Source organism: Rhizobacter sp. Root1221 (assembly GCF_001425785.1).
Taxonomy (GTDB): domain Bacteria; phylum Pseudomonadota; class Gammaproteobacteria; order Burkholderiales; family Burkholderiaceae_C; genus Rhizobacter.
Genome location: NZ_LMDI01000015.1, coordinates 66330 through 87188 on the forward strand (window position 1 = coordinate 66330; position 20859 = coordinate 87188).

Sequence of the window (20859 nt, forward strand, 5' to 3'; positions counted from 1 at the left end):
CCCCTCGGGGCCGTTTTGCTTTTGGGGCGAAGCGCCCGATTCAGCGGTGGCCCAGCGCGGCGGAGATCTGCGCGGCCGTGGCCTTGAGCCGTTCGAGCCAGCCTTCTTCAAGGCGATCGGCAGGGGCCGAGATGGAAAGCCCTGCCACCAGCTTGCCCTGGTCGTCCAGGATGGCCGCGGCCATGCAGCGCACGCCCAGCTCCAGTTCCTCGTCGTCCCGGGCGGTGCCGTACTGCAGCACCTTCGAGAGTTCGCGCTCCAGGGATGGCACGTCGGTGATGCTGTTCTTGGTGTGGCCTGCGAGGCCCGTGCGGGTGGCGTAGGCGCGCACGCGCTGCGGGTCGTCATGGGCCAGGAACAGCTTGCCCACGGACGTGAGGTGCAGCGGGGCGCGGCCGCCCACGGCACGCACCACCTGCATGCCCGAGCGCTCGCTGTACGTGCGCTCGATGTAGACGATCTCGTCGCCTTGGCGCATCGACAGGTTCACCGGCTGGTGAGTGAGCTTGTGCAGCTCGCGCATGGGGCCGAGGGCGGCGTCGCGCACGTCGAGCCGCGCCTTCACGAGGTTGCCCAATTCCAGCAGGCGCATGCCGAGGCGGTAGCTGCCGGCTTCAGGGCGGTCCACGTAGCGGCCCACCGTCAGGTCATTCAGGATGCGGTGGGCGGTGGACGGGTGCAGGCCCGTCTGCTCGCTGATCAGCTTCAGCGAGACCGGATCCTGGTGCGATGCCAGCAGGTCCAGCAGCGAGAACATGCGCTCGAGCACCTGGATCGCGGGCTTCTGATCCTCTTTGCTTTTCATGCGCATCATTGTGAACCAGTTTGCGGCTGTTTTTGCATGGCGAAATTCACGCCGTGGTGTTTGCCGCATCCCGGCCTGACCGGATCGCCCCTTCGAGCGTGGCCGGGTAGGGCCCGTCAATGTAGTCGCCCGCCGCCGACAGCCCGGGCAGGACGGTCTTGCCGGGCCGCGCGAGCCCGGGCGTGCACAGGAACGTGGCCCGTTTTTCCGTGACCGCGCGCAGCCCCACCAGCGGGCTGCGCAGGAACGGGGCCAGGGCCTTCTGCCCTTGGCGCAGCGTGGCGGCGAGCGTGGCGTCGCCCCCGCGTGCCACCCACGGTGCCGCGCCGCTGATCACGAAGGCCAGCACGCCTTCCATGCCACTCAAGGCCCCGAGGTCGAACACGAACTGGGCCGGGGCCTGATCGCCGTTGCGCAACGCCAGCATCGGCTGTGGCAGCTGCGTGTCCGGGCTGTGGGCGTAGACGGTGACGATGGGTTCGTACTGCAGGCTGCGGGCCGCCGTGGCCCAGTCGGGTGCATGCGGTTCAGCGAGCCGCGCGGCCTCGGTGGCCGTGCACGCGAGCACCACGTGCTCGAACGGTTCACCGTCCACCAGCCATCCGGGGCCGGACGGGGCGATGGCGTCGACACGGCGCGACAGGTGCACGGCCGCGCCGGCCTGGGCCAACCATCGGCCGGCAGGGTCGGGCCACAGTGCGCTGAGTTTCCAGCGTGGCAGCAGCAGGTCGGCCGAGCCGGGGCCGCTGAACAGCGCGTCTTTCAGCACGCGCAGGAATACCTGGGCGCTCGCCTGCGGCGCGGGGGTGTTGAGCGCGGCCACGCACAGCGGGTCGAGCAGGGCATCGCGCACGGAGGCGGGGAGGTGGCGGGTGAGGCGGGCCACGGTCCAGGAAGGCGGGCAGCGGAAGCCCTGAAGGGCCCAGCGGGTGGCGGTGGACAGCAGCGCCCACTTGTCGCCGCGGGTCCAGCCCGGGTAGGCCCACACCCCCCGGGCGAACGCCAGCAGCGGCGAGCCGGCTGGCATTTGCAGGCCGGTGCCGTCGGGGTACGCGATGCGAAGCGGAGTGCGCTTGAGCGCGCGCTGCAGGTCCACGCCCACCAGCTGCATCAGCGCGAGGGTTTCGGTGTACGCGCCGATCAGGATGTGCTGGCCGTTGTCGAGCGCGAGCCCGTGGCTGTCGATCTGGCGCGCGCGGCCGCCGAGCCTCGGCGCCATCTCGAAGACGGTGACGTGCTGGCCAGCGCGGGTGGCGTGCACGGCGGCGGCAAGGCCCGCCCAGCCGCCCCCGATCACCGCGACCTTCGCCATCAGCGCACGGTCCAGTTCGTGCGGGCCGCGATCCAGAGCTTGCGCAGCGGCGTGAGCGAGGTGCGCTGGTGCAGCACCTGGAAGTTCTGCGCCTCGATCTCGCGCAGCAGCGTGCGGTAGATGTGGGCCATCATCAGGCCGGGTTTCTGGGCCTTGCGGTCCTCGGCGGGCAACAGCGCGATGGCCTCGTCGTAGCAGCGGTGCGCGCGTTCGGCCTGGAACTTCATCAGCGCGGTGAAGCGCTCGCTGTAGCCGCGGTTGAGCACCTCGTGCGCCTTCACGTCGAACTGCTGCAGCTCGGACACCGGCAGGTAGATGCGCCCGCGCCGCGCGTCGTCGCCCACGTCCCGGATGATGTTGGTGAGTTGCATCGCGAGGCCCAGGCGGTGCGCGTACTGCACCGTCTGCGGGTTCGTGCGCCCGAAGATGGACGAGGCCACTTCGCCCACGATGCCCGCCACCAGGTGGCAGTAGCGCGCGAGGCCGGGAAAGTCGAGGTAGCGCGACTGGTCCAGGTCCATCTGGCAACCGTCGATCACGGCCTGCAGGTGGTCCTCGCGGATGTCGAACGGGGCGCTGTGGGGCATCAGCGCCTTCGTCACCGGGTGGGACGGCTGGCCGGCGAAGGCCGCATGGGCTTCCTTGCGCCACCACGCGAGTTTGGTGGCTGCCACGCCGGGGTCCTGTACCTCGTCGACCACGTCGTCCACCTCGCGGCAGAACGCATAGAAAGCCGTGATGGCCGCGCGGCGCGGCGGCGGCAGGAAGAGGAACGCGTAGTAGAAGCTGGACCCGCTCTTCGCGGCCTTGTCCTGCACATACTGCTCGGGGGTCATGGGCGGGCTTTCTGCAAACGGTGGGCCGGCGCCGGGCGCATGCGCAGCGCGCGCCAGGCCATGGTGACGACGTCGGTCCAGCCGAGGGTGGGGCGGGTGTCGAGGGTCGCGTGGCCGAGCAACGCGACCCGGTCGAGGATGCGCAGGCCACCCTGCACCACAAGGCGCAGTTCCCAGCCGGCGCGCCCCGGCACGGTGTGCACGAGCGGGCTGCCGGCGTGCATGAGTGTGCGGGTCCAGCCCACCATGTCGGCCACGAGCGCGCGCGCGGCGGGGGAATCCTGCCGCGCGAGCAGGGCCTCCGGCGCCACGCCGAACCGTTCGCAGTCCGCGAGCGGGATGTAGAGGCGGTTGCGACCGGTGTCCACGCTCAGGTCCTGCCAGAAGTTGGCGAGTTGCAGTGCGGTGCAGATCTGGTCGGACCGTTGCAGGCTCGTGGTGTCGTCGATGCCGTACAGGTGCAGCAGCAGGCGGCCCACCGGGTTGGCCGAGCGCTGGCAGTAGCCCATCAGGTCCTGGCGGTCGGTGTAGCGCTGCTGGACGAGGTCCTGCTCGAAGGCGCCCAGCAAGTCGTGCAGCAGCGGCAAAGGCAGGGCATGATCGGCGATCTGCCGCTGCAGCGGCGCAAACACCGCAGCCCAGCGGGGGCCGGGCGTGGCGCCGCCGGCCGTGGCTTGCAATTCGCCACGGAACGCACGCAAGTCGTCCAGGCGTTGCGCAGCGGGCGCATCACCTTCGTCGGCCAGGTCGTCGGCGGTGCGGGCGAACCGGTAGATCGCGGTCACCGCCGGGCGCAGTGCGGGGGGGCACAACACCGAGGCCACGGGGAAGTTTTCGTAGTGTTCGATGCTCATGGGGCAGGGGGAATCCGCCCGCATTGTCGCTGTTCCGTGAGGGGTTCCCGTGACGCCCCTCAGACGTGCAACAGGGTTTGACACCGCCCGGGGCACACGAATACATTACTGACCAGTCAGTCATTTAACTGCAGCACCGTCTCTCCGCCGAGGAACCCCATGCGCTTGTCCCTGTCACTCCTTTTGCTCGGCGTGATGTCGATCGCCGCCTGCTCCAAACCCGAGCCAGCGCCAGAACCCGTTCGCGCGGTGCGCACACTGACGGTAGCCCGTGCCGCCACCAGTGGCGCGCACGAATACGCCGCAGAAGTCCGCGCCCGCACGGAGTCGCGTCTCGGGTTCCGCGTGGGCGGCAAGATCGTGCGCCGTGCCGTCAACCTGGGGGATTCGGTCAAGCCCGGCCAACTGCTCGCGCAACTCGATCCGCAGGACCTGAAGCTCGGCCAGGACGCGGCACGCGCCGGCCTGGTCGCCGCGCAGGCCAACATGGACCAGACCGAGGCCGATTTCAAGCGTTTCAAGGAACTGCGTGACCAGGGGTTCATCAGCTCGGCCGAACTCGAGCGGCGTGACACCGCATTGAAGGCGGCCCGAGCCCAGCTCGACCAGGCCCGCGCGCAGTCGAGCGTGCAGGGCAACCAGGCGGCCTACTCGGCGCTCGTGGCCGACGTGGCCGGTGTGGTGACCGCGGTGGAAGCCGAGCCCGGCATGGTGGTGGCCGCCGGTGCGCCGGTGATCCGCCTGGCGGTCGACGGCCCGCGCGACGTGGTGTTCGCGGTGCCGGAAGACAAGGTCAGCACGCTCAAGGCGCTGGCCGCCAAGCCCGGCTACCTGAAGGTGCGGCTGTGGGGCGCTGACGCCGAGCCGGTGGCGGTCACGCTGCGCGAGATCGCCGCATCGGCCGATCCCGTGACCCGCACGTTCCTCGTCAAGGCCGACCTGGGCTCGGGCTCGGCGGCGAAGGCCATGCGCCTCGGCCAGACTGCCACGGTCATTGCCGAGTCGCCCAGGATGGAGGGCATCACGAAGCTGCCGCTGTCGGCATTGCGCGAGGATCGCGGCCAGTCGTCGGTGTGGGTGGTCGACGCCTCCTCGATGACCGTCAAGAGCCAGCCGGTACAGGTGGCCGGCGCCGACGGCAACGAGGCCGTCATCACCGCCGGCCTGGCCCCGGGTGCCGTCGTGGTCACGGCGGGTGTGCACGTGCTGAACCCCGGCCAGAAGGTGAAGCTGTTCGTCGAGCCGGGCAGTGCGGTGCAAGGCTCCACCCCGACGCCGGTGGCCGCCAAATGAGCGGCGCAGCGAACGTGGAGGACCGCGAGAAGTTCAACATCTCCCGGTGGGCGCTGGAGCACTCGGCGCTGACGCGCTACCTGCTGGTGGTGATGATGGTGCTCGGCCTGGCCGCGTACTTCCAGCTGGGCCAGGACGAAGACCCGCCGTTCACCTTCCGCGCCATGGTCGTGCGGGCCTACTGGCCCGGGGCCACCGCGCAGCAGGTGGCCGAGCAGGTGACCGACAAGCTCGAGAAGACGCTTCAGGAGGTGCCCAACGCCGACAAGATCCGCAGCTACTCGAAGCCCGGCGAGACGCTGATCATCTTCCAGGTCAAGGACTCGTCCGAGGCCAAGGACATGGCGCAGATCTGGTACACGGTGCGCAAGAAGATCGGTGACATGCGCGGCACGCTGCCCGGCGGTGTGCTGGGTCCGTTCTTCAACGACGAGTTCGGCGACGTCTACGGCAGCATCTATGCGCTGTCGGCCGACGGTTTCAACGCGGTCGAACTGAAGGACCAGGCCGACCTGGTCCGCCAGCGCCTGCTGAAGGTCAAGGACGTCAACAAGGTCGAGGTGTTCGGCGCGCAGGACGAGAAGATCTTCATCGACATGTCGCAGAAGCGCCTGGCCCAGCTCGGGCTCGACTTCAACGCGGTGCTCGGGCAACTGGGGCAGCAGAACGCGGTCGAATCCGCCGGCACGTTCGACGCGCCCACCGACATGGTGCAGGTGCGGGTGGCGGGGCAGTTCAACTCGGTCGAGGAACTGCAGAATTTCTCCATTCGCGCGGGCGGCGCCACCATCAAGCTCGGTGACATCGCCACCGTGCGCCGCGGCACCATCGACCCGCCGCAGGTGAGGGTGCGCCACCAGGGCAAGGAAGTGATCGCGCTCGGCATCTCGATGGCCAAGGGCGGCGACATCATCGGCCTCGGCAAGTCGCTCGACGTGGCGGTGCAGGCCATCCGCGCCGACCTGCCGGTGGGCATCGAGATGACGCAGTTCCAGAACCAGTCCACCGTGGTGGCCGGCTCGGTGAACGAGTTCGTGGGCACGCTGATCGAGGCCGTCGTGATCGTGCTCGCCGTCAGTTTCGTGAGCCTCGGGCTGCACTTCAAGCCGAAGTCGTGGCGCTTCTCGCTCGACTGGCGGCCGGGCCTGGTGGTGGGCATCACCATCCCGCTCGTGCTGGCCATCACGTTCGTGGCCATGTACTACTGGGGCGTGGGGCTCCACAAGATCTCGCTCGGCTCGCTGATCATCGCCCTCGGCCTGCTGGTGGACGACGCGATCATCGCGGTCGAGATGATGGTGCGCAAGCTGGAGGAGGGCTACGACAAGGTGCGTGCCGCCACCTTCGCGTACGAGGCCACCGCGATGCCCATGCTGACCGGCACGCTGATCACGGCCGTCGGGTTCCTGCCCATCGGCATGGCCAAGTCGGCCGTGGGTGAGTACACCTTCGCCATCTTCGCGGTCACCACCGTGGCGCTGCTGATCTCGTGGATCGTGTCGGTGTATTTCGTGCCGTACCTCGGTACCGTGCTGCTGAAGCCGCCGCCGCATGCCGCCACCGCGGGCGAACCGCATGAGCTGTTCGACACACCGTTCTACGAACGTTTCCGCCGCCTCGTGAACTGGTGCGTGGCCCACCGCTGGATCGCCATCGGCGCCACCGTGGCTGCCATGGGGTTGGGCCTGTTCGGCATGACCAAGGTGCAGAACCAGTTCTTCCCCGATTCGAGCCGGCTCGATGTGTTCGTGGACCTCTGGTATCCCGAGGGCACGTCGTTCGCCGCGAACGAGGAAACCACGCGCCGCGTCGAGGCCCGCCTGCTGAAGATGGAAGGCGTGAACCACGTGGCCACCTGGGTGGGCAGCGGCGTGCCTCGCTTCGCGCTCGTGCTCGACCAGATCTTCCCGCAGACCAACGTCAGCCAGATCGTCGTGCTGCCGAAGGACCTCGCCACGCGACAGCGCCTGATGAAGACGCTGCCCGAGCTGCTCGCCACGGAATTCCCGGAGGTGCGGGGCCGCCCGAAGCTGCTGCCGAACGGGCCGCCGGTGCCTTACCCGGTGCAGTTCCGCGTGGTGGGGCCCGACGCCACCCTGGTGCGCGGCTACGCCGACCAGGTCAAGGACCTGATGCGCTCCAACGAACTGCTGCGCGGCCTCAACGACAACTGGAACGAATCGGTCAAGGTGTTGCGCCTGGACGTCGACCAGGACAAGGCGCGCGCGCTCGGCGTGTCGAGCCAGGCCATCTCGCAGGCCGCCCGGGTCACCAACACCGGCAGCACCGTAGGCCAGTACCGTGACGGCGACAAGCTGATCGACATCGTGCTGCGCACGCCGCAGGCCGAGCGCAACGCGCTGACGGACCTCGCGAACGCCTACGTGCCGTCCACGTCCGGCCGCAGCATCCCGCTGAGCCAGATCGTCAAGGCGTCGTTCGTGTGGGAGCCGGGGGTGATGTGGCGCGAGGGCCGCGACTACGCCGTCACCGTGCAGGCCGACATCGTCGACGGCATCCAGGGAGCCACCGTGACCGCGCAGCTCAACCCGCTGTTCGAACCCCTCCGCGCCAAGATGCCGCCGGGCTACCGCGTGGACATCGCCGGTGCCGTCGAGGAAAGCAGCAAGGGGCAGGGCTCCATCGCCGTGGGCGCGCCGCTGATGCTGTTCATCATGTTCACGCTGCTGATGCTGCAACTGCACAGCTTCAGCCGCGCCTTGCTCGTGTTCCTGACCGCGCCCCTCGGCCTGCCGGGCATCGCCGCGGCGCTGCTGATCCTCGACCGCCCGTTCGGGTTCGTGGCGCTGCTGGGCGTGATCGCGCTGATGGGCATGATCATGCGCAACTCGGTGATCCTGATCGACCAGATCGAGCAGGACCGCGCGCACGGTGCCGCCACCTGGGACGCGATCGTCGAGGCGGCGGTGCGCCGTTGCCGCCCCATCATCCTGACGGCCGCGGCGGCCGTGCTCGCGATGATCCCGCTGTCGCGCAGCGTGTTCTGGGGCCCGATGGCCGTGGCCATCATGGGCGGCCTGATCGTCGCCACGGCCCTGACGCTGCTGGCGTTGCCGGCCATGTACGCGGCCTGGTTCCGGGTCAAACGGCCCGAGGAAGAGGCCCGGGCATCTGCTGATGGACTGGTACCCGCGACAACCGGCTAAAATATCCGGCTGACCGAATCGCGATAGGGGAAGTCCAGGCTTCCCCTTGTTATTTTCCAGGTGCTTGGCGCGGGTGGCGAAATTGGTAGACGCACCAGGTTTAGGTCCTGACGCCAGCAATGGTGTGGGGGTTCGAGTCCCCCCCCGCGCACCAGCAACGTTTGAAACCAGAGAGTCGAAAAAATGGCTGTGACTGTAGAAACCCTTGAGAAGCTCGAACGCCGCATCACGCTGACGCTCGCCGCCGACGTCATCAACAATGAGGTGACGAACCGCCTCAAGCGGTTGTCGCGCACGGTGAAGGCCGACGGCTTCCGCCCGGGCAAGGTGCCGATGAGCGTCGTCTCCCAGCGTTATGGCTACTCGGTGCAATACGAGGTGATGAACGACAAGGTGGGCCAGGCGTTTGCCGAAGCCACCGCCGAGGCGAAGCTCCGCGTCGCCGGCGCCCCGCGCATCACCGAAAAGGAAAACGCGCCCGAAGGCCAGATGGCGTTCGATGCCACCTTCGAGGTGTACCCCGAAGTCAAGCTCGGTGACCTGTCCTCCGCCGAAGTGGAGCGCGTGACCACCGACGTGACCGACGCCGCCATCGACAAGACCGTCGACATCCTGCGCAAGCAGCGCCGCACGTTCGCGCAGCGCCCGCAGGCCGAAGCCGCGAGCGAAGGCGACCGTGTCACGATCGACTTCGAAGGCAAGATCGACGGCGTGCCGTTCGACGGCGGCAAGGCCGAAGGCTTCCAGTTCCTGATCGGTGAAGGCCAGATGCTCGAGGCCTTCGAAAAGGCCGTCCGCGGCATGAAGACCGGTGAATCGAAGACCTTCCCGCTGCAGTTCCCGGCCGACTACCAAGGCAAGGACGTGGCCGGCAAGGAAGCCGACTTCCTGGTCACGGTCAACAAGATCGAAGCCCAGAACCTGCCGGTGGTGGACGAAGCCTTCGCGAAGTCGCTCGGCATTGCCGACGGCACCGTGGACGCGCTGCGCGCCGACATCAAGAAGAACCTCGAGCGCGAAGTGAAGTTCCGCGTGCTGGCCCGCAACAAGGGTGCCGTGATGGACGCCCTCGTGAAGACGGCCGAACTCGACCTGCCGGCCGCCCTGGTCAACGGCGAGATCGAACGCATGATCGAAGCCGCCCGTGCCGACCTGAAGAAGCGCGGCGTCAAGGACGCCGACTCCGCCCCGATCCCGGGTGAAGTCTTCAAGGAACAAGCCGAGCGCCGCGTGCGCCTGGGCCTGGTCGTGGGTGAACTGGTGCGTGCCAACAACCTGTCGGCCAAGCCGGAGCAGCTGCAGGCCCACATCGAGGAAATCTCGCAGAGCTACGAGAAGCCCGCCGACGTCGTCCGCTGGTACCTGAGCGACCGCCAGCGCATGGCCGAAGTGGAAGGTGTCGTGATCGAGAACAACGTCGCCGAATTCGTGCTCGGCAAGGCCAAGGTCACCGACAAGGCCCTGCCGTTCGACGAGCTGATGGCCGGCTGATCGCCGCGCCGACCCGCTTGACCAGGGTGCCGGGCCGCAGGGGTCGGCACCCTTTTTCGCTTCGTCGTACGGTGGTTCTCTTGTCGTTCCATAATTGAACCCAACCTGTCGCACACTAACCTATCTCAAGGACACTCATGAGCGCGCTGGAAACTCAAGGTTTGGGCTTGGTGCCCATGGTCATCGAACAGTCGGGCCGCGGCGAACGGGCGTACGACATCTACAGCCGCTTGTTGCGCGAGCGGGTGATTTTCCTGGTGGGCCCGGTGAACGACCAGTCGGCCAACCTGGTGGTGGCGCAGTTGCTGTTCCTGGAGAGTGAAAACCCCGACAAGGACATCTCGCTGTACATCAACTCCCCGGGCGGTTCGGTGAGCGCCGGCATGTCGATCTTCGACACGATGCAGTTCATCAAGCCCGACGTCTCTACGCTGTGCATGGGCATTGCCGCCAGCATGGGCTCGTTCCTGCTGATGGCCGGCGCCAAGGGCAAGCGGTTCGCGCTGCCGAACTCGCGCGTGATGATCCACCAGCCGTCGGGCGGCGCCCAGGGCCAAGCCACCGACATCGAGATCCACGCCCGCGAGATCCTGAAGACCCGCGAGCAGCTGAACCGCATCTATGCCGATCGCACCGGCCAGCCCATCGAGAAGATCCGCAACGACATGGAGCGCGACTTCTTCATGGACCCGGAGGAATCGAAGGCGTACGGCCTGATCGACCTGGTGATCAGCAAGCGCAATCCGCCGCTCAACCCGTGATCCTGGGCAACCCGGCCGAAAATGTTCCCAAAAGGGTATTTCAGCCCGGTAACTGCGACTGAAACGGGGCCTTATTTGCTGCCAAGGCCCCGTTTTCTTTTGCTCTATCATTGACCCAGCCTTTCCCACCCTCTAGCGCGTAGATCCATGGCCGACAAAAAAGGCTCCTCGAGCGAAAAAGTCCTTTATTGCTCCTTCTGCGGCAAGAGCCAGCACGAGGTCAAGAAGCTCATCGCCGGGCCCTCCGTTTTCATCTGCGACGAATGCATCGAGCTGTGCAACGACATCATCCGTGATGAAGTGCCCACCGAGACGGCCGAGACCCGTTCGGCGAAATCCGACCTGCCGGTGCCCGCCGAGATCAAGGGCAGCCTCGACAACTACGTCATCGGGCAGGACACCGCCAAGCGCACGCTGTCGGTGGCCGTGTACAACCACTACAAGCGGTTGAAGCACATGTCCACGTCGAAGGACGAGGTGGAGCTCTCCAAGAGCAACATCCTGCTGATCGGCCCCACGGGCTCCGGCAAGACGCTGCTCGCGCAGACGCTCGCCCGCCTGCTCAACGTGCCGTTCGTGATTGCCGATGCCACCACGCTCACCGAAGCCGGCTACGTCGGCGAGGACGTGGAAAACATCATCCAGAAGTTGCTGCAGAACTGCAACTACGACGTCGAGAAGGCGCAGCGCGGCATCGTCTACATCGACGAGATCGACAAGATCTCCCGCAAGGCCGACAACCCGTCCATCACGCGCGACGTGTCGGGCGAGGGCGTGCAGCAGGCGTTGCTCAAGCTCGTCGAAGGCACGATGGCGTCGGTGCCCCCGCAAGGCGGCCGCAAGCACCCGAACCAGGACTTCCTGCAGATCGACACCACGAACATCCTGTTCATCTGCGGCGGTGCGTTCGACGGCCTCGAGAAGGTCATCCAGAACCGCTCGGAGAAGTCCGGCATCGGTTTCGGCGCCACGGTGCACACCAAGAGCGAGAAGCGTGTCTCCGAGGTGTTCCGCGAAGTCGAACCCGAAGACCTGATCAAGTTCGGCCTCATCCCCGAACTGGTGGGCCGCCTGCCCGTGGTCGCCACGCTGGGCGAGCTGACCGAGGACGCGCTGGTGCAGATCCTCACCGAACCCAAGAACGCGCTGCTCAAGCAGTACCAGAAGCTCTTCGCCATGGATGGTGTCGAACTCGAGGTGCGGCCGTCGGCGCTGGCTGCCATTGCCCGCAAGGCGCTCGCCCGCAAGACAGGGGCGCGAGGCCTTCGGTCCATCATGGAACTGTCGCTGAACGACACCATGTTCGATCTGCCCACGCTCGACAGCGTGGCCAAGGTGGTGCTGGACGAACACACCATCGAGGAAAACGCGAAGCCGCTGTTGGTCTATCACGAGTCCAAGGCGAGCGCGTGAGCAACCCGTGTTCCACGTTCTACCGCTAGAGCTGTACCCGAGACAGGGATCCTGAGCGCCCGAGCGGGTTCGCCCGCGACGGCTTCTTGCAATTCACCCCTCGAGCCCTACATGGGCTGGAGAAAGAGAGGTTCCAATGTCTGGACATCCTGTTTTGCCCGCTGAGCCGATCACGCTGCCGCTGCTGCCGCTGCGCGACGTGGTGGTCTTCCCCCACATGGTGATCCCGCTGTTCGTGGGACGCCCCAAGTCCATCAAGGCGCTCGAAGCGGCCATGGAAGCCGGCCGGCAGATCATGCTGGTGGCCCAGCGTGCCGCCGGCAAGGACGAACCCAAACCCGACGACATGTTCGAGGTGGGTTGTGTCTCGAGCATCCTGCAGATGCTGAAGCTGCCCGACGGCACCGTGAAGGTCCTCGTCGAAGGCATCCAGCGCGCCAACACCCACAGCATCAGCGACAACGGCGAACACTTCGTCGCCGAAGTCACGCCGGTGCCGCCCGAGGCCGACACCAAGCCCGAGATCGAGGCCCTGCGCCGCGCGGTCACGCAGCAGTTCGACCAGTACGTCAAGCTGAACAAGAAGATCCCGCCGGAGATCCTCACGTCCATCGCCGGCATCGACGACGCCGGCCGCCTGGCCGACACCATCGCGGCACACCTGCCGCTCAAGCTCGAGAACAAGCAGTCCGTGCTGGACCTGTTCGCGGTCGACAAGCGCCTCGAGAAGCTGCTCGAGCAACTCGAGCATGAGGTCGACATCCTGCAGGTGGAAAAGCGCATCCGTGGCCGCGTGAAGCGCCAGATGGAAAAGAGCCAGCGCGAGTACTACCTCAACGAGCAGGTCAAGGCCATCCAGAAGGAACTCGGTGACGGCGAAGAAGGCGCCGACATGGAGGAGCTCGAGAAGAAGATCATTGCCGCGAAGATGCCCAAGGACGCGCGCAAGAAGGTCGACGCCGAGCTCAAGAAGCTGAAGTTGATGTCGCCCATGTCGGCCGAGGCCACCGTGGTGCGCAACTACATCGACACGCTGGTCAACCTGCCGTGGACCAAGAAGACCAAGATCAAGCACGACCTCCAGTACGCGGAGCAGGTGCTGAGCGAGGACCACTACGGCCTCGAGAAGGTCAAGGACCGCATCCTCGAGTACCTCGCGGTGCAACAGCGTGTCGACAAGGTCAAGGCGCCCATCCTGTGCCTGGTGGGCCCTCCGGGCGTGGGCAAGACCTCGCTCGGCCAGAGCGTGGCGCGCGCCACCGGGCGCAAGTTCGTCCGCATGGCCCTTGGGGGCATGCGCGACGAGGCCGAGATCCGCGGCCACCGCCGCACCTACATCGGCTCCATGCCGGGCAAGGTGCTGCAGAGCCTGTCGAAGGTGGGCACGCGCAACCCGCTGTTCCTGCTCGACGAGATCGACAAGCTCGGCATGGACTTCCGGGGTGATCCGTCGAGCGCGCTGCTCGAGGTGCTCGACCCGGAGCAGAACCACACGTTCAGCGACCACTATGTCGAGGTCGACTTCGACCTGTCGGACACCATGTTCATCGCCACGTCGAACTCGATGAACATTCCGCCGGCGCTGCTGGACCGGATGGAAGTCATTCGCCTGTCGGGCTACACCGAGGACGAGAAGTTCCACATCGTCCAGAAGTACCTGCTGCCCAAGCAGGCGAAGAACAACGGCGTCAAGGACGACGAGATGGAAGTCGCCGAGTCCGCGATCCGGGGCATCATCCGCTACTACACGCGTGAAGCCGGCGTGCGTTCGCTCGAGCGCGAAGTCTCCAAGATCTGCCGCAAGGTGGTCAAGGGCATCCAGCTCAAGCAATACACCGAGAAGGTCGTTGTCACCGACGACAACCTCAACGACTTCCTGGGTGTGCGCAAGTACAGCTACGGCCAGGCGGAAAAGCGCAACCAGATCGGCCAGGTCGTGGGCCTCGCGTGGACCGAGGTGGGCGGCGACTTGCTGACCATCGAATCCACCGTGATGCCGGGCAAGGGCGTCATCATCCGCACCGGCTCGCTCGGTGACGTGATGAAGGAATCGGTCGAAGCTGCACGCACCGTGGTGCGCAGCCGCGCCGCGCGCCTGGGCATCAAGGACGAGCTCTTCGAGAAGCGCGACATCCACATCCACGTGCCCGACGGCGCCACGCCGAAGGACGGCCCCAGCGCGGGTGCTGCGATGACGACGGCCTTCGTGTCGGCGTTGACGGGCATCCCGGTGCGGGCCGACGTGGCGATGACGGGTGAAATCACGCTGCGTGGGGAAGTCACGGCCATCGGTGGCCTGAAGGAAAAGCTGCTCGCGGCCCACCGTGGTGGGATCAAGACCGTGCTCATTCCCGAGGAAAACGCGAAGGACCTGCAGGACATTCCCGCGAACGTGAAGAACCAGCTCGAGATCGTGCCGGTGAAGTGGATCGACCAGGTGCTGGAAGTGGCACTCGAATCGAAACCGCAGCCGTTGGCCGAAGAAGAGCCGCCGAAGGTGGAGCCCAAGGCCGAGCCGGCCGCGGGCACAGCCGATTCACTGAAGCACTGAGCTTGCGCGAGTCGCCGGGGTCGGCCGTGCCCGACCCCGGCGCTCGGCACATTCGAGTGGGTCCGCCGCGGTCTTGCGAGAGTGCCGAAAGAAGTCGGAAAGAAAGTTCAACGAAACACTTGCACTGCATTCGACTTCCATCATATAATCGTGTTCTCGGTTGATGACGCAAACAAAGCGCTGAAGCAATCGAGAAGCTAGGAGTATGCGGGTGTAGCTCAGTTGGTAGAGCGCAACCTTGCCAAGGTTGAGGTCACGAGTTCGAGCCTCGTTACCCGCTCCAAACAGTAAAAGGGAAGCTTCTCACGAAGCTTCCCTTTTTGCTAAGCTCTCACGATTCCGGTCGTGAGACTGCTGAAACAAAGCCAAACACGGCGCGATAGCAAATCGGTTATGCAACGGATTGCAAATCCGTCTAGCCCGGTTCGACTCCGGGTCGCGCCTCCATACAAAACGCCTCGGTCTTGCCGGGGCGTTTTTGTTTTTGCGCCGAGCATCAACCGCTTCCGCCGGCCGACACCCGCGCTCCGAACTCCCGATAAGCCGCCGCTAGTCCGTGTGGACTTCGGTTTGATGAACCGGCAATTTCACGACGTGTCGGGGAAGCACTTTTACCTGTTCACGACGCTGTCGGTGGCGGTGCGGCGCACGCGCTGGTTCGAAGGGGCCTGGCGGCAGCTGGGAAATTCCCTCGCCTCGGTGAACACGCGTGGATTTGCATCATCACGCTCCAGAATCCCCGTTCAAACCTGTTGTGCTGCCCCTGCGCAGGGCAGATTGTTTGAAATTGTCTGCGGTACAGCAAGCGGGCGAGCGACTTGCTTGCGACCTGCGCCATGCAGACCTCTTCCCCGACAGATTTTCGTCCCGACATCAACGGCCTCCGGGCGCTGGCCGTGCTGGTCGTGGTGCTCTACGACTTCGGCGTGCCAGGATTTGCTGGTGGTTTTGTCGGCGTGGACGTGTTTTTCGTGATCTCCGGCTTCTTGATGACCAAGATCATCGCCAGGGGGCTGCTGGGCGGGCGCTTTTCACTGTGGGGCTTCTATGCCGCCCGCGCGCGGCGCATCGTGCCGGCGCTGGCAGTGGTCTGCGTCGTCCTGCTCGTGTACGGCGCCGCCCGGATGACCCCGCCCGATTTCGAGCGGCTCGGGCGCCACGCGGCCAGCAGCATCGGCTTCTTCTCGAATGTCGTGTACTGGAAGGACGTCGACTACTTCGGCGCCCAGAAGTACGACCAGTGGTTGCTCCACACTTGGTCGCTGTCGGTCGAATGGCAGTTCTACCTGCTGTTTCCCATCGTGCTGATGGGGGTGACACGGCTGACCCGCAAGCCGGTGGCCCTCACCGCGACCATCCTCGCGATGCTCGCCGTGTCGCTGGCGTTGTCCGCGACGCTGTCGTTCACGAACCGCATCCCCGCGTTCTACCTGCTGCCCACCCGCGCGTGGGAAATGCTGGCGGGCGGGGTTGTCTTCCTGTTCGCGTCGTCGGGGCCGGCCTGGGTGCGGCGGCTGGCGGGGCCAGTGGGGCTGGCGCTGATCGTGCTGTCGATCGCGTTGTTGCGGGCCGACGGCCCGTGGCCGGGTTACCTGGCGTTGCTGCCCGTGTCCGGTGCGGCGCTCCTGCTGTGGGGTGATTACGCGCGCTCATGGCTGCTGCGCAACCCGGTGGCCCAGTTCCTCGGCGACAGCTCGTATTCCATCTACCTGTGGCACTGGCCCATCGTCGCGTTGCTGCACCAATACGTGCTGGAAGATTCGGTCGGCTGGACGGTGGCAGCCATCGCGGTGTCGGTCGCGCTGGGGCACGCGTCGTTGCGGTGGATCGAAACGCCATCACGCGTGGCGCTCGGACAGTGGGGCCTGCGCGCGAACGGTGTGGCGTTCGGCGCGTCGTCGGTGGTGGTGGCATCGCTGGCCGGGGCGGTCTGGGTGGGGCAGGGGCTGCCCGCGCGTCCGAACGTCGAGCGGTTTGCCGCGGCTGAAGCGCGCATCCGCTTTGCCAACCTCGGCAACGGCTGGTGTTTCGTCGACAACGTCGATGGCCAGGGCCATGGCAGCAAAGGCATCAGGTACCAGCCGCGGTTTTCGCAATGCCATGTGGGCGACCTGAGCAGCTCTACCGAGGCCGTGCTGTGGGGCGATTCGCATGCGGCCCACTTTTCACCGTTTGTGGCGGCCTACGCCCGAGACAACCACATCAAGGTGCACGAACTGTCGTCCGCCGCGTGCCCGCCGCTGATTGGCACGCCCGACACCGGCGTGCACCCCGACGTGTGTGCGCAGTTCCAGAAGGACGTGCTGGCCGAACTGGAACCCGGCAAGACGGTGATCATTGCGGGCCGCTGGGATTGGTACATGCGCCATCCCACCTTCGCGCAGTCGGTGGCGTCCACGCTGCACACGCTGACGGCGCGCGGCGCCGAGGTGGTGGTGCTGGGGCAGTCGCCGCTGTTCCTGACGGGCGTGGGCAAGCAGTACGTCTATGCGGCGGTGTTCGACCGCACCTACCCGGCGCAGTTTCGCGGAGCCGACGGTCCGGCGGCCGCCAACCGCATCCTGCGCTCGGTGGTGGCCAAGGTGCCCGGCGTGCGCTACGTCGAACCCACGGCGGGCCTGTGCAACGCACAGGGCTGCAACGTGCAGATCGACGGCGTGCCGGCCTTTTTCGATGCGAACCACATGAACATCGCCGGTGCCGAGGCGCTGGCCCGCAGCGCGAAGGCCCGCGGGCTTCGCCTGTTCGACACCTCGCCCCATCACGTGGCCTCGGCCAACGCCGCGCCCAGATAGGCCTTTGCCAGGACGCATTCCGGCCCTTGGGGGCGGCCCGAGGCCCGACAGGACGTTGGTCATTTGAACGGCCCGCCCTGCGCGGGTACCCTGCTGGGGCCTCAACTCAGCAGGAAGTGCAGCGATGGGAACGAAGAAGTGGACCGCGGTGGAATACGACGCCGTGAAGTACCTCAAGTCCTCGATCGGCAGCAAGCTCCAGCGGGTGGAGCTGCCGAAGACGATGCACATCCAGGTGGTCATCGAACTCGATGATGCGCTGTACCTGCCGCTGTCGAAGAACCCCAGCTGGCTGCAGAAGATCCAGACCGCCGCCGCCGCGAAGGCGCGCGCGGCCATGGGCGACGTCGAGAAGAAGATCCTCGACGCCGATGCCAAGGCGCAGAAGTTCGACCCCAAGACCGCGGCCCTCTTCACCCGCGATGTGCAGGCCGTGCTCGACAAGGGCGCCAAGGCCGTCAGCGAGGAGATGGCCGACGCCTGCGAGAAGGTCATCAAGGACTACCAGAAGGGCCAGAAGGAACTGCTGAAGTTCCGCGTCAAGTGCGGCAGCAAGATCGTGCTGACGGCGGTGCTCGTGACCGGCGGTGCCGTGGTTTCCGTCGCCACGGCGGGTGCGCTGTCACCGATCGGCATCCTCGGGGTGGTCAAGGGGGGCGTGGCCATCGGCCAGGAAGTCGTGAAACTCGCGCTGAAGGCCGACCAGGTGGGCAAGCTGATCCAGGTCGAACTGCTGGTGCTGAAGAAGCTGATGAACGAGGAAAACGCGAAGGCCAAGAAGTCGGGCAAGGTGGCGCAGGGGGCCAAGGAAATCGGGCTCAACGTGTTCAGCAAGGCGCTGGGGGTGGAGACGCCGAGCCTCAAGAACTGCGAAGCCCACATCGGCATCCACAAGGTCGACATTGCCAAGATCGAGAAGCAGTCGAAGAAGCTCTCCGAGACCATCTACGATGCGATGGACGAGCAGGCCAAGGTGAACAAGGCCTTGCAGGTGGCCAAGAAGACACTGACGGCCACGAAGGTGGGCAAGATCTCGATGTCGCTCGACAAGGTCGAGAAGGCACTCGACAACGTGCTGAAGGCCACCATCAAGGTGAACGAATCCATCGCCGCTGCCGAGGAACGCCAGGTGCAGTTCGAGAAGGCCCTGAAGGGCATGCAGGAAGGCATCCCCGGCTGGGTCAAGTGGGTGGACGTTGCCGCGGGTCTGACGTTGGACCTGGGCCTCGGGGTGTCCGACGCCGGGTCGGCGCTGGAGAAGGCCCTGGCTGTGGTGTTTGCGGTGGAACAGACCGTCGGCAACGAACTGGCCGACGCCTTCTGATCAGGTGTGGGGCACGCCCAGCAGCTCGTGCAAGCGGGTGCTGGTGGTGGTGTACTGCAGCTGGATGCGCTGGTCGGGGTACACGAGCGCTGCGATGCCAAACGAGGCCAGCGCGGCCTCGTGGAACGCCGACAGGATCAACCGCTTCTTGCCCGGGTAGGTGACGATGTCGCCGATGGCGAACACCCCCGGCACGTTGGTCTGGAAGGTGCCGGTGTCCACCACCACCTGCTTGCGCTCCAGCACCACGCCCCAGTCGGCCAGCGGACCGAGTTTCGGACTCAGGCCGAGGCCCACCACCAAGGTGTCGAGCGGCAGGCGCAAGGTCTGGGCATCGCCGTGGGTGACCTGCAGCGCGGCGAGGCGGCCGTCCGCGGTTTCTTCGAGGCCCGTGGGCTGGCCTGCCACGAAGCGGAGGGCACCGGAGGCGATGCGCTCGCGCACGCGCTCGATGGTGCCGGCCTCGGCCTGGAACACGTCGCGGCGGTGCAGCAGCGTGACGCTGGCGGGGCGGAGGCCGCCGGGTTCGGTGAGGGCCAGCGCTGCGTCGAGGGCGGCGTCCACACCACCGGCCACCACCACGTTCTGGCCGGCCAGCGCGTGCGGGTTGTGCAGGCCGTGGAACACCTGGGTGTCGAAGTGGCGTTCGAGGCCGGCGACGGCGAGGCGGCGGGGCTGGAACGCCCCCACGCCGCCCGCGATCACCACGGCCTTCGCGAGGAACCGGGTGCCTGCCGAGGTCTCGATCGCCAGGCGGCCGTCGTCCTGGACGGCGAGGGCCGACACCTCCTGGCCCAGGTGCAACTGCGGCTTGAATGGCGCGGCCTGCTTCAGCAGGCTGTCGACCAGTTCACGGGCCGTGCACGCCGGGATGCCGGGGATGTCGTAGATGGGTTTGTCGGCGTACAGCTCGATCAGCTGACCGCCGGGGACGGGCAGCGAATCGACGACATGGGCGCCGATCTCGACGAGGCCCAGCTCGAACACCTGGAACAGGCCTGCGGGGCCGGCGCCGATCACGACGGTGTCGGTTTCGATGGCTTGGGACATCATGTCTTGCTGCTTGCGGCGGTCGGGACCCCGGCCTTCGCCGGGGTGATCCGCGGGCCTTGGGCCCGGCGGATCACTTGATCAGTTCTGACAGCTTGCCGGTGCGGTCTTTCCACTCGTCCGCATCGGGCAGGGCCGGTTTGCGTTTCGTGATGCTGGGCCAGTTCTTGGCCAGGTCGGCGTTGAGCTGGATCATGTGCTGCTGGTCGCCCGGCACGTCTTCCTCCGGCATGATCGCGTTGACCGGGCACTCGGGAATGCACACGGCGCAGTCGATGCACTCGTCGGGATCGATCGTGAGGAAGTTCGGGCCTTCGCGGAAACAATCGACGGGGCACACGTCCACACAGTCGGTGTATTTGCAGCGGATGCAGGCTTCGGTGACGACGTGGGTCATGGCTGTGATGCAGGTTTGTATCGTGGGGTGGGGCGTCGCACGGGGCGAAGCCTCGGATTTTAACGGGTGGGCGGCACGTGTGCCGCTTCAGTGACAACGGGCGAGTGGTCCAGGGCCGCGGCGCCCGCGCCCACCACCACCACGGCGGGGCGGTCGGTGTGCACCTGGCTGGCGTCGTCGAGCGTGCCCACGGTGTGTTCGCTCTGCAGGCTGTCGGGCCAACCGGCGCGAGACACCACGCTCACGGGCGTGCCGGCGGGCCAGCCGGCCTCGATGAGGCGGGCCGACAACGCGGCCAGTTGCTTGCCAGCCATGTAGAACACCTCGGTGTCCGCGGTGCGGCTCGACACCATGTCGCCCGTGCGGGTCATCGCGGTGGTGAGGCTCAGGCTGCGGCCTACGCCGCGCCGGGTGAGCGGCCGTTGGGCGGCGGCGGCGGCGGCGAGCGCCGACGTCACGCCCGGCACCACCTCGCACGGAATGCCGGCCTTGGCCAGCGCCTCGAGTTCCTCTTCCAGGCGGCCGAAGATGCTGGGGTCACCGCCCTTCAGGCGCACCACGTTGCCATGCTCGCGCGCGTAGCGCACCAGCAGGTCGTTGATCTCCGTCTGGTCGGTGCTGTCGGGCCGGAACCCCCGCTTGCCCACGTGGTGCCACGTGGCGTTCGGGGCCAGGTCCTGCAGCGCCGGGTCGGTCAGTGCGTCGTACAGCACCACTTCCGCCGCGGCCAGGCGTTGGGCGCCGCGGACCGTGATCAGGTCCGCCGCGCCCGGGCCCGCGCCGATGAAGACGACAGTTCCCATGGTGCGG

General features: G+C 66.6%; 15 protein-coding genes and 3 tRNA genes. 11 read left to right on the forward strand and 7 right to left on the reverse strand.

Annotated elements, in window-relative coordinates; translation table 11 throughout:
* Positions 1–40: 40 nt before the first annotated feature.
* The 4 genes from ASC87_RS13260 to hpnC are packed head-to-tail and all read right to left on the reverse strand — an operon-like array spanning position 41 to position 3807.
* A complete protein-coding gene (locus ASC87_RS13260) occupies positions 41–805 on the reverse strand; it encodes an IclR family transcriptional regulator (RefSeq protein ID WP_082568611.1) in 765 nt (254 codons plus the stop codon).
* A gap of 46 nt (positions 806–851) precedes the next feature.
* The gene (gene hpnE / locus ASC87_RS13265; protein ID WP_056662269.1) at positions 852–2117 is read right to left on the reverse strand and encodes a hydroxysqualene dehydroxylase HpnE; all 1266 of its coding nucleotides are present in this window, start codon (positions 2115–2117) and stop codon (positions 852–854) included.
* Positions 2117–2953: a presqualene diphosphate synthase HpnD gene (gene hpnD, locus ASC87_RS13270; RefSeq protein WP_056662272.1), complete on the reverse strand. Its 837-nt coding sequence runs from the start codon at positions 2951–2953 to the stop codon at positions 2117–2119. The genes hpnE and hpnD overlap by 1 nt, the downstream gene beginning before the upstream one ends.
* Positions 2950–3807, reverse strand: coding sequence for a squalene synthase HpnC (gene hpnC, locus ASC87_RS13275; protein WP_056662275.1), 858 nt, complete (start codon positions 3805–3807; stop codon positions 2950–2952). Before hpnC ends, hpnD begins: the two co-directional genes overlap by 4 nt.
* A 159-nt stretch (positions 3808–3966) precedes the next feature.
* Here hpnC and ASC87_RS13280 point away from each other — a divergent pair, with 159 nt between their 5' ends.
* From ASC87_RS13280 to ASC87_RS13330, 11 genes are all read left to right on the forward strand, one after another.
* Positions 3967–5100, forward strand: coding sequence for an efflux RND transporter periplasmic adaptor subunit (locus ASC87_RS13280; RefSeq protein ID WP_056662280.1), 1134 nt, complete (start codon positions 3967–3969; stop codon positions 5098–5100).
* Positions 5097–8267 carry an efflux RND transporter permease subunit gene (locus ASC87_RS13285; RefSeq protein WP_056662283.1) on the forward strand — a complete coding sequence of 1057 codons (3171 nt, stop codon included), beginning with the start codon at positions 5097–5099 and terminating at the stop codon, positions 8265–8267. The genes ASC87_RS13280 and ASC87_RS13285 overlap by 4 nt, the downstream gene beginning before the upstream one ends.
* A gap of 67 nt (positions 8268–8334) precedes the next feature.
* Positions 8335–8421 (forward strand) — tRNA-Leu (locus ASC87_RS13290).
* A 29-nt stretch (positions 8422–8450) separates the two neighbouring features.
* Complete coding sequence (tig, locus tag ASC87_RS13295) at positions 8451–9758, forward strand: trigger factor (RefSeq protein ID WP_056662286.1); 1308 nt, start codon at positions 8451–8453, stop codon at positions 9756–9758.
* Positions 9759–9895: 137 nt separating this feature from the next.
* The gene (clpP, locus tag ASC87_RS13300; protein ID WP_056662289.1) at positions 9896–10519 is read left to right on the forward strand and encodes an ATP-dependent Clp endopeptidase proteolytic subunit ClpP; all 624 of its coding nucleotides are present in this window, start codon (positions 9896–9898) and stop codon (positions 10517–10519) included.
* Between the two features lie 147 nt (positions 10520–10666).
* Positions 10667–11932, forward strand: a complete 1266-nt coding sequence (gene clpX, locus ASC87_RS13305) for an ATP-dependent Clp protease ATP-binding subunit ClpX (RefSeq protein WP_056662292.1) — start codon at positions 10667–10669, stop codon at positions 11930–11932.
* Between the two features lie 136 nt (positions 11933–12068).
* Positions 12069–14483: an endopeptidase La gene (gene lon / locus ASC87_RS13310; RefSeq protein ID WP_056662296.1), complete on the forward strand. Its 2415-nt coding sequence runs from the start codon at positions 12069–12071 to the stop codon at positions 14481–14483.
* 207 nt (positions 14484–14690) lie between these two features.
* Positions 14691–14766: transfer RNA gene (locus ASC87_RS13315), tRNA-Gly, on the forward strand.
* 90 nt (positions 14767–14856) lie between these two features.
* A tRNA-Cys gene (locus ASC87_RS13320) sits at positions 14857–14930 on the forward strand.
* A gap of 389 nt (positions 14931–15319) precedes the next feature.
* Complete coding sequence (locus ASC87_RS13325) at positions 15320–17278, forward strand: acyltransferase family protein (RefSeq protein ID WP_056662299.1); 1959 nt, start codon at positions 15320–15322, stop codon at positions 17276–17278.
* 124 nt (positions 17279–17402) lie between these two features.
* Positions 17403–18602 (forward strand): hypothetical protein, encoded by a 1200-nt coding sequence (locus ASC87_RS13330; RefSeq protein ID WP_056662302.1) that lies wholly within the window; start codon positions 17403–17405, stop codon positions 18600–18602.
* Here ASC87_RS13330 and ASC87_RS13335 read toward each other — a convergent pair whose 3' ends face one another.
* The 3 genes from ASC87_RS13335 to cobA form a co-directional block, all read right to left on the reverse strand.
* Positions 18603–19655 carry an NAD(P)/FAD-dependent oxidoreductase gene (locus ASC87_RS13335; RefSeq protein WP_056662306.1) on the reverse strand — a complete coding sequence of 351 codons (1053 nt, stop codon included), beginning with the start codon at positions 19653–19655 and terminating at the stop codon, positions 18603–18605. It abuts the gene before it with no gap.
* 70 nt (positions 19656–19725) lie between these two features.
* Positions 19726–20049: a ferredoxin FdxA gene (fdxA, locus tag ASC87_RS13340; RefSeq protein WP_056662309.1), complete on the reverse strand. Its 324-nt coding sequence runs from the start codon at positions 20047–20049 to the stop codon at positions 19726–19728.
* A gap of 59 nt (positions 20050–20108) precedes the next feature.
* Positions 20109–20852, reverse strand: coding sequence for a uroporphyrinogen-III C-methyltransferase (cobA, locus tag ASC87_RS13345; protein ID WP_056662312.1), 744 nt, complete (start codon positions 20850–20852; stop codon positions 20109–20111).
* Between the last annotated feature and the right edge of the window lie 7 nt (positions 20853–20859).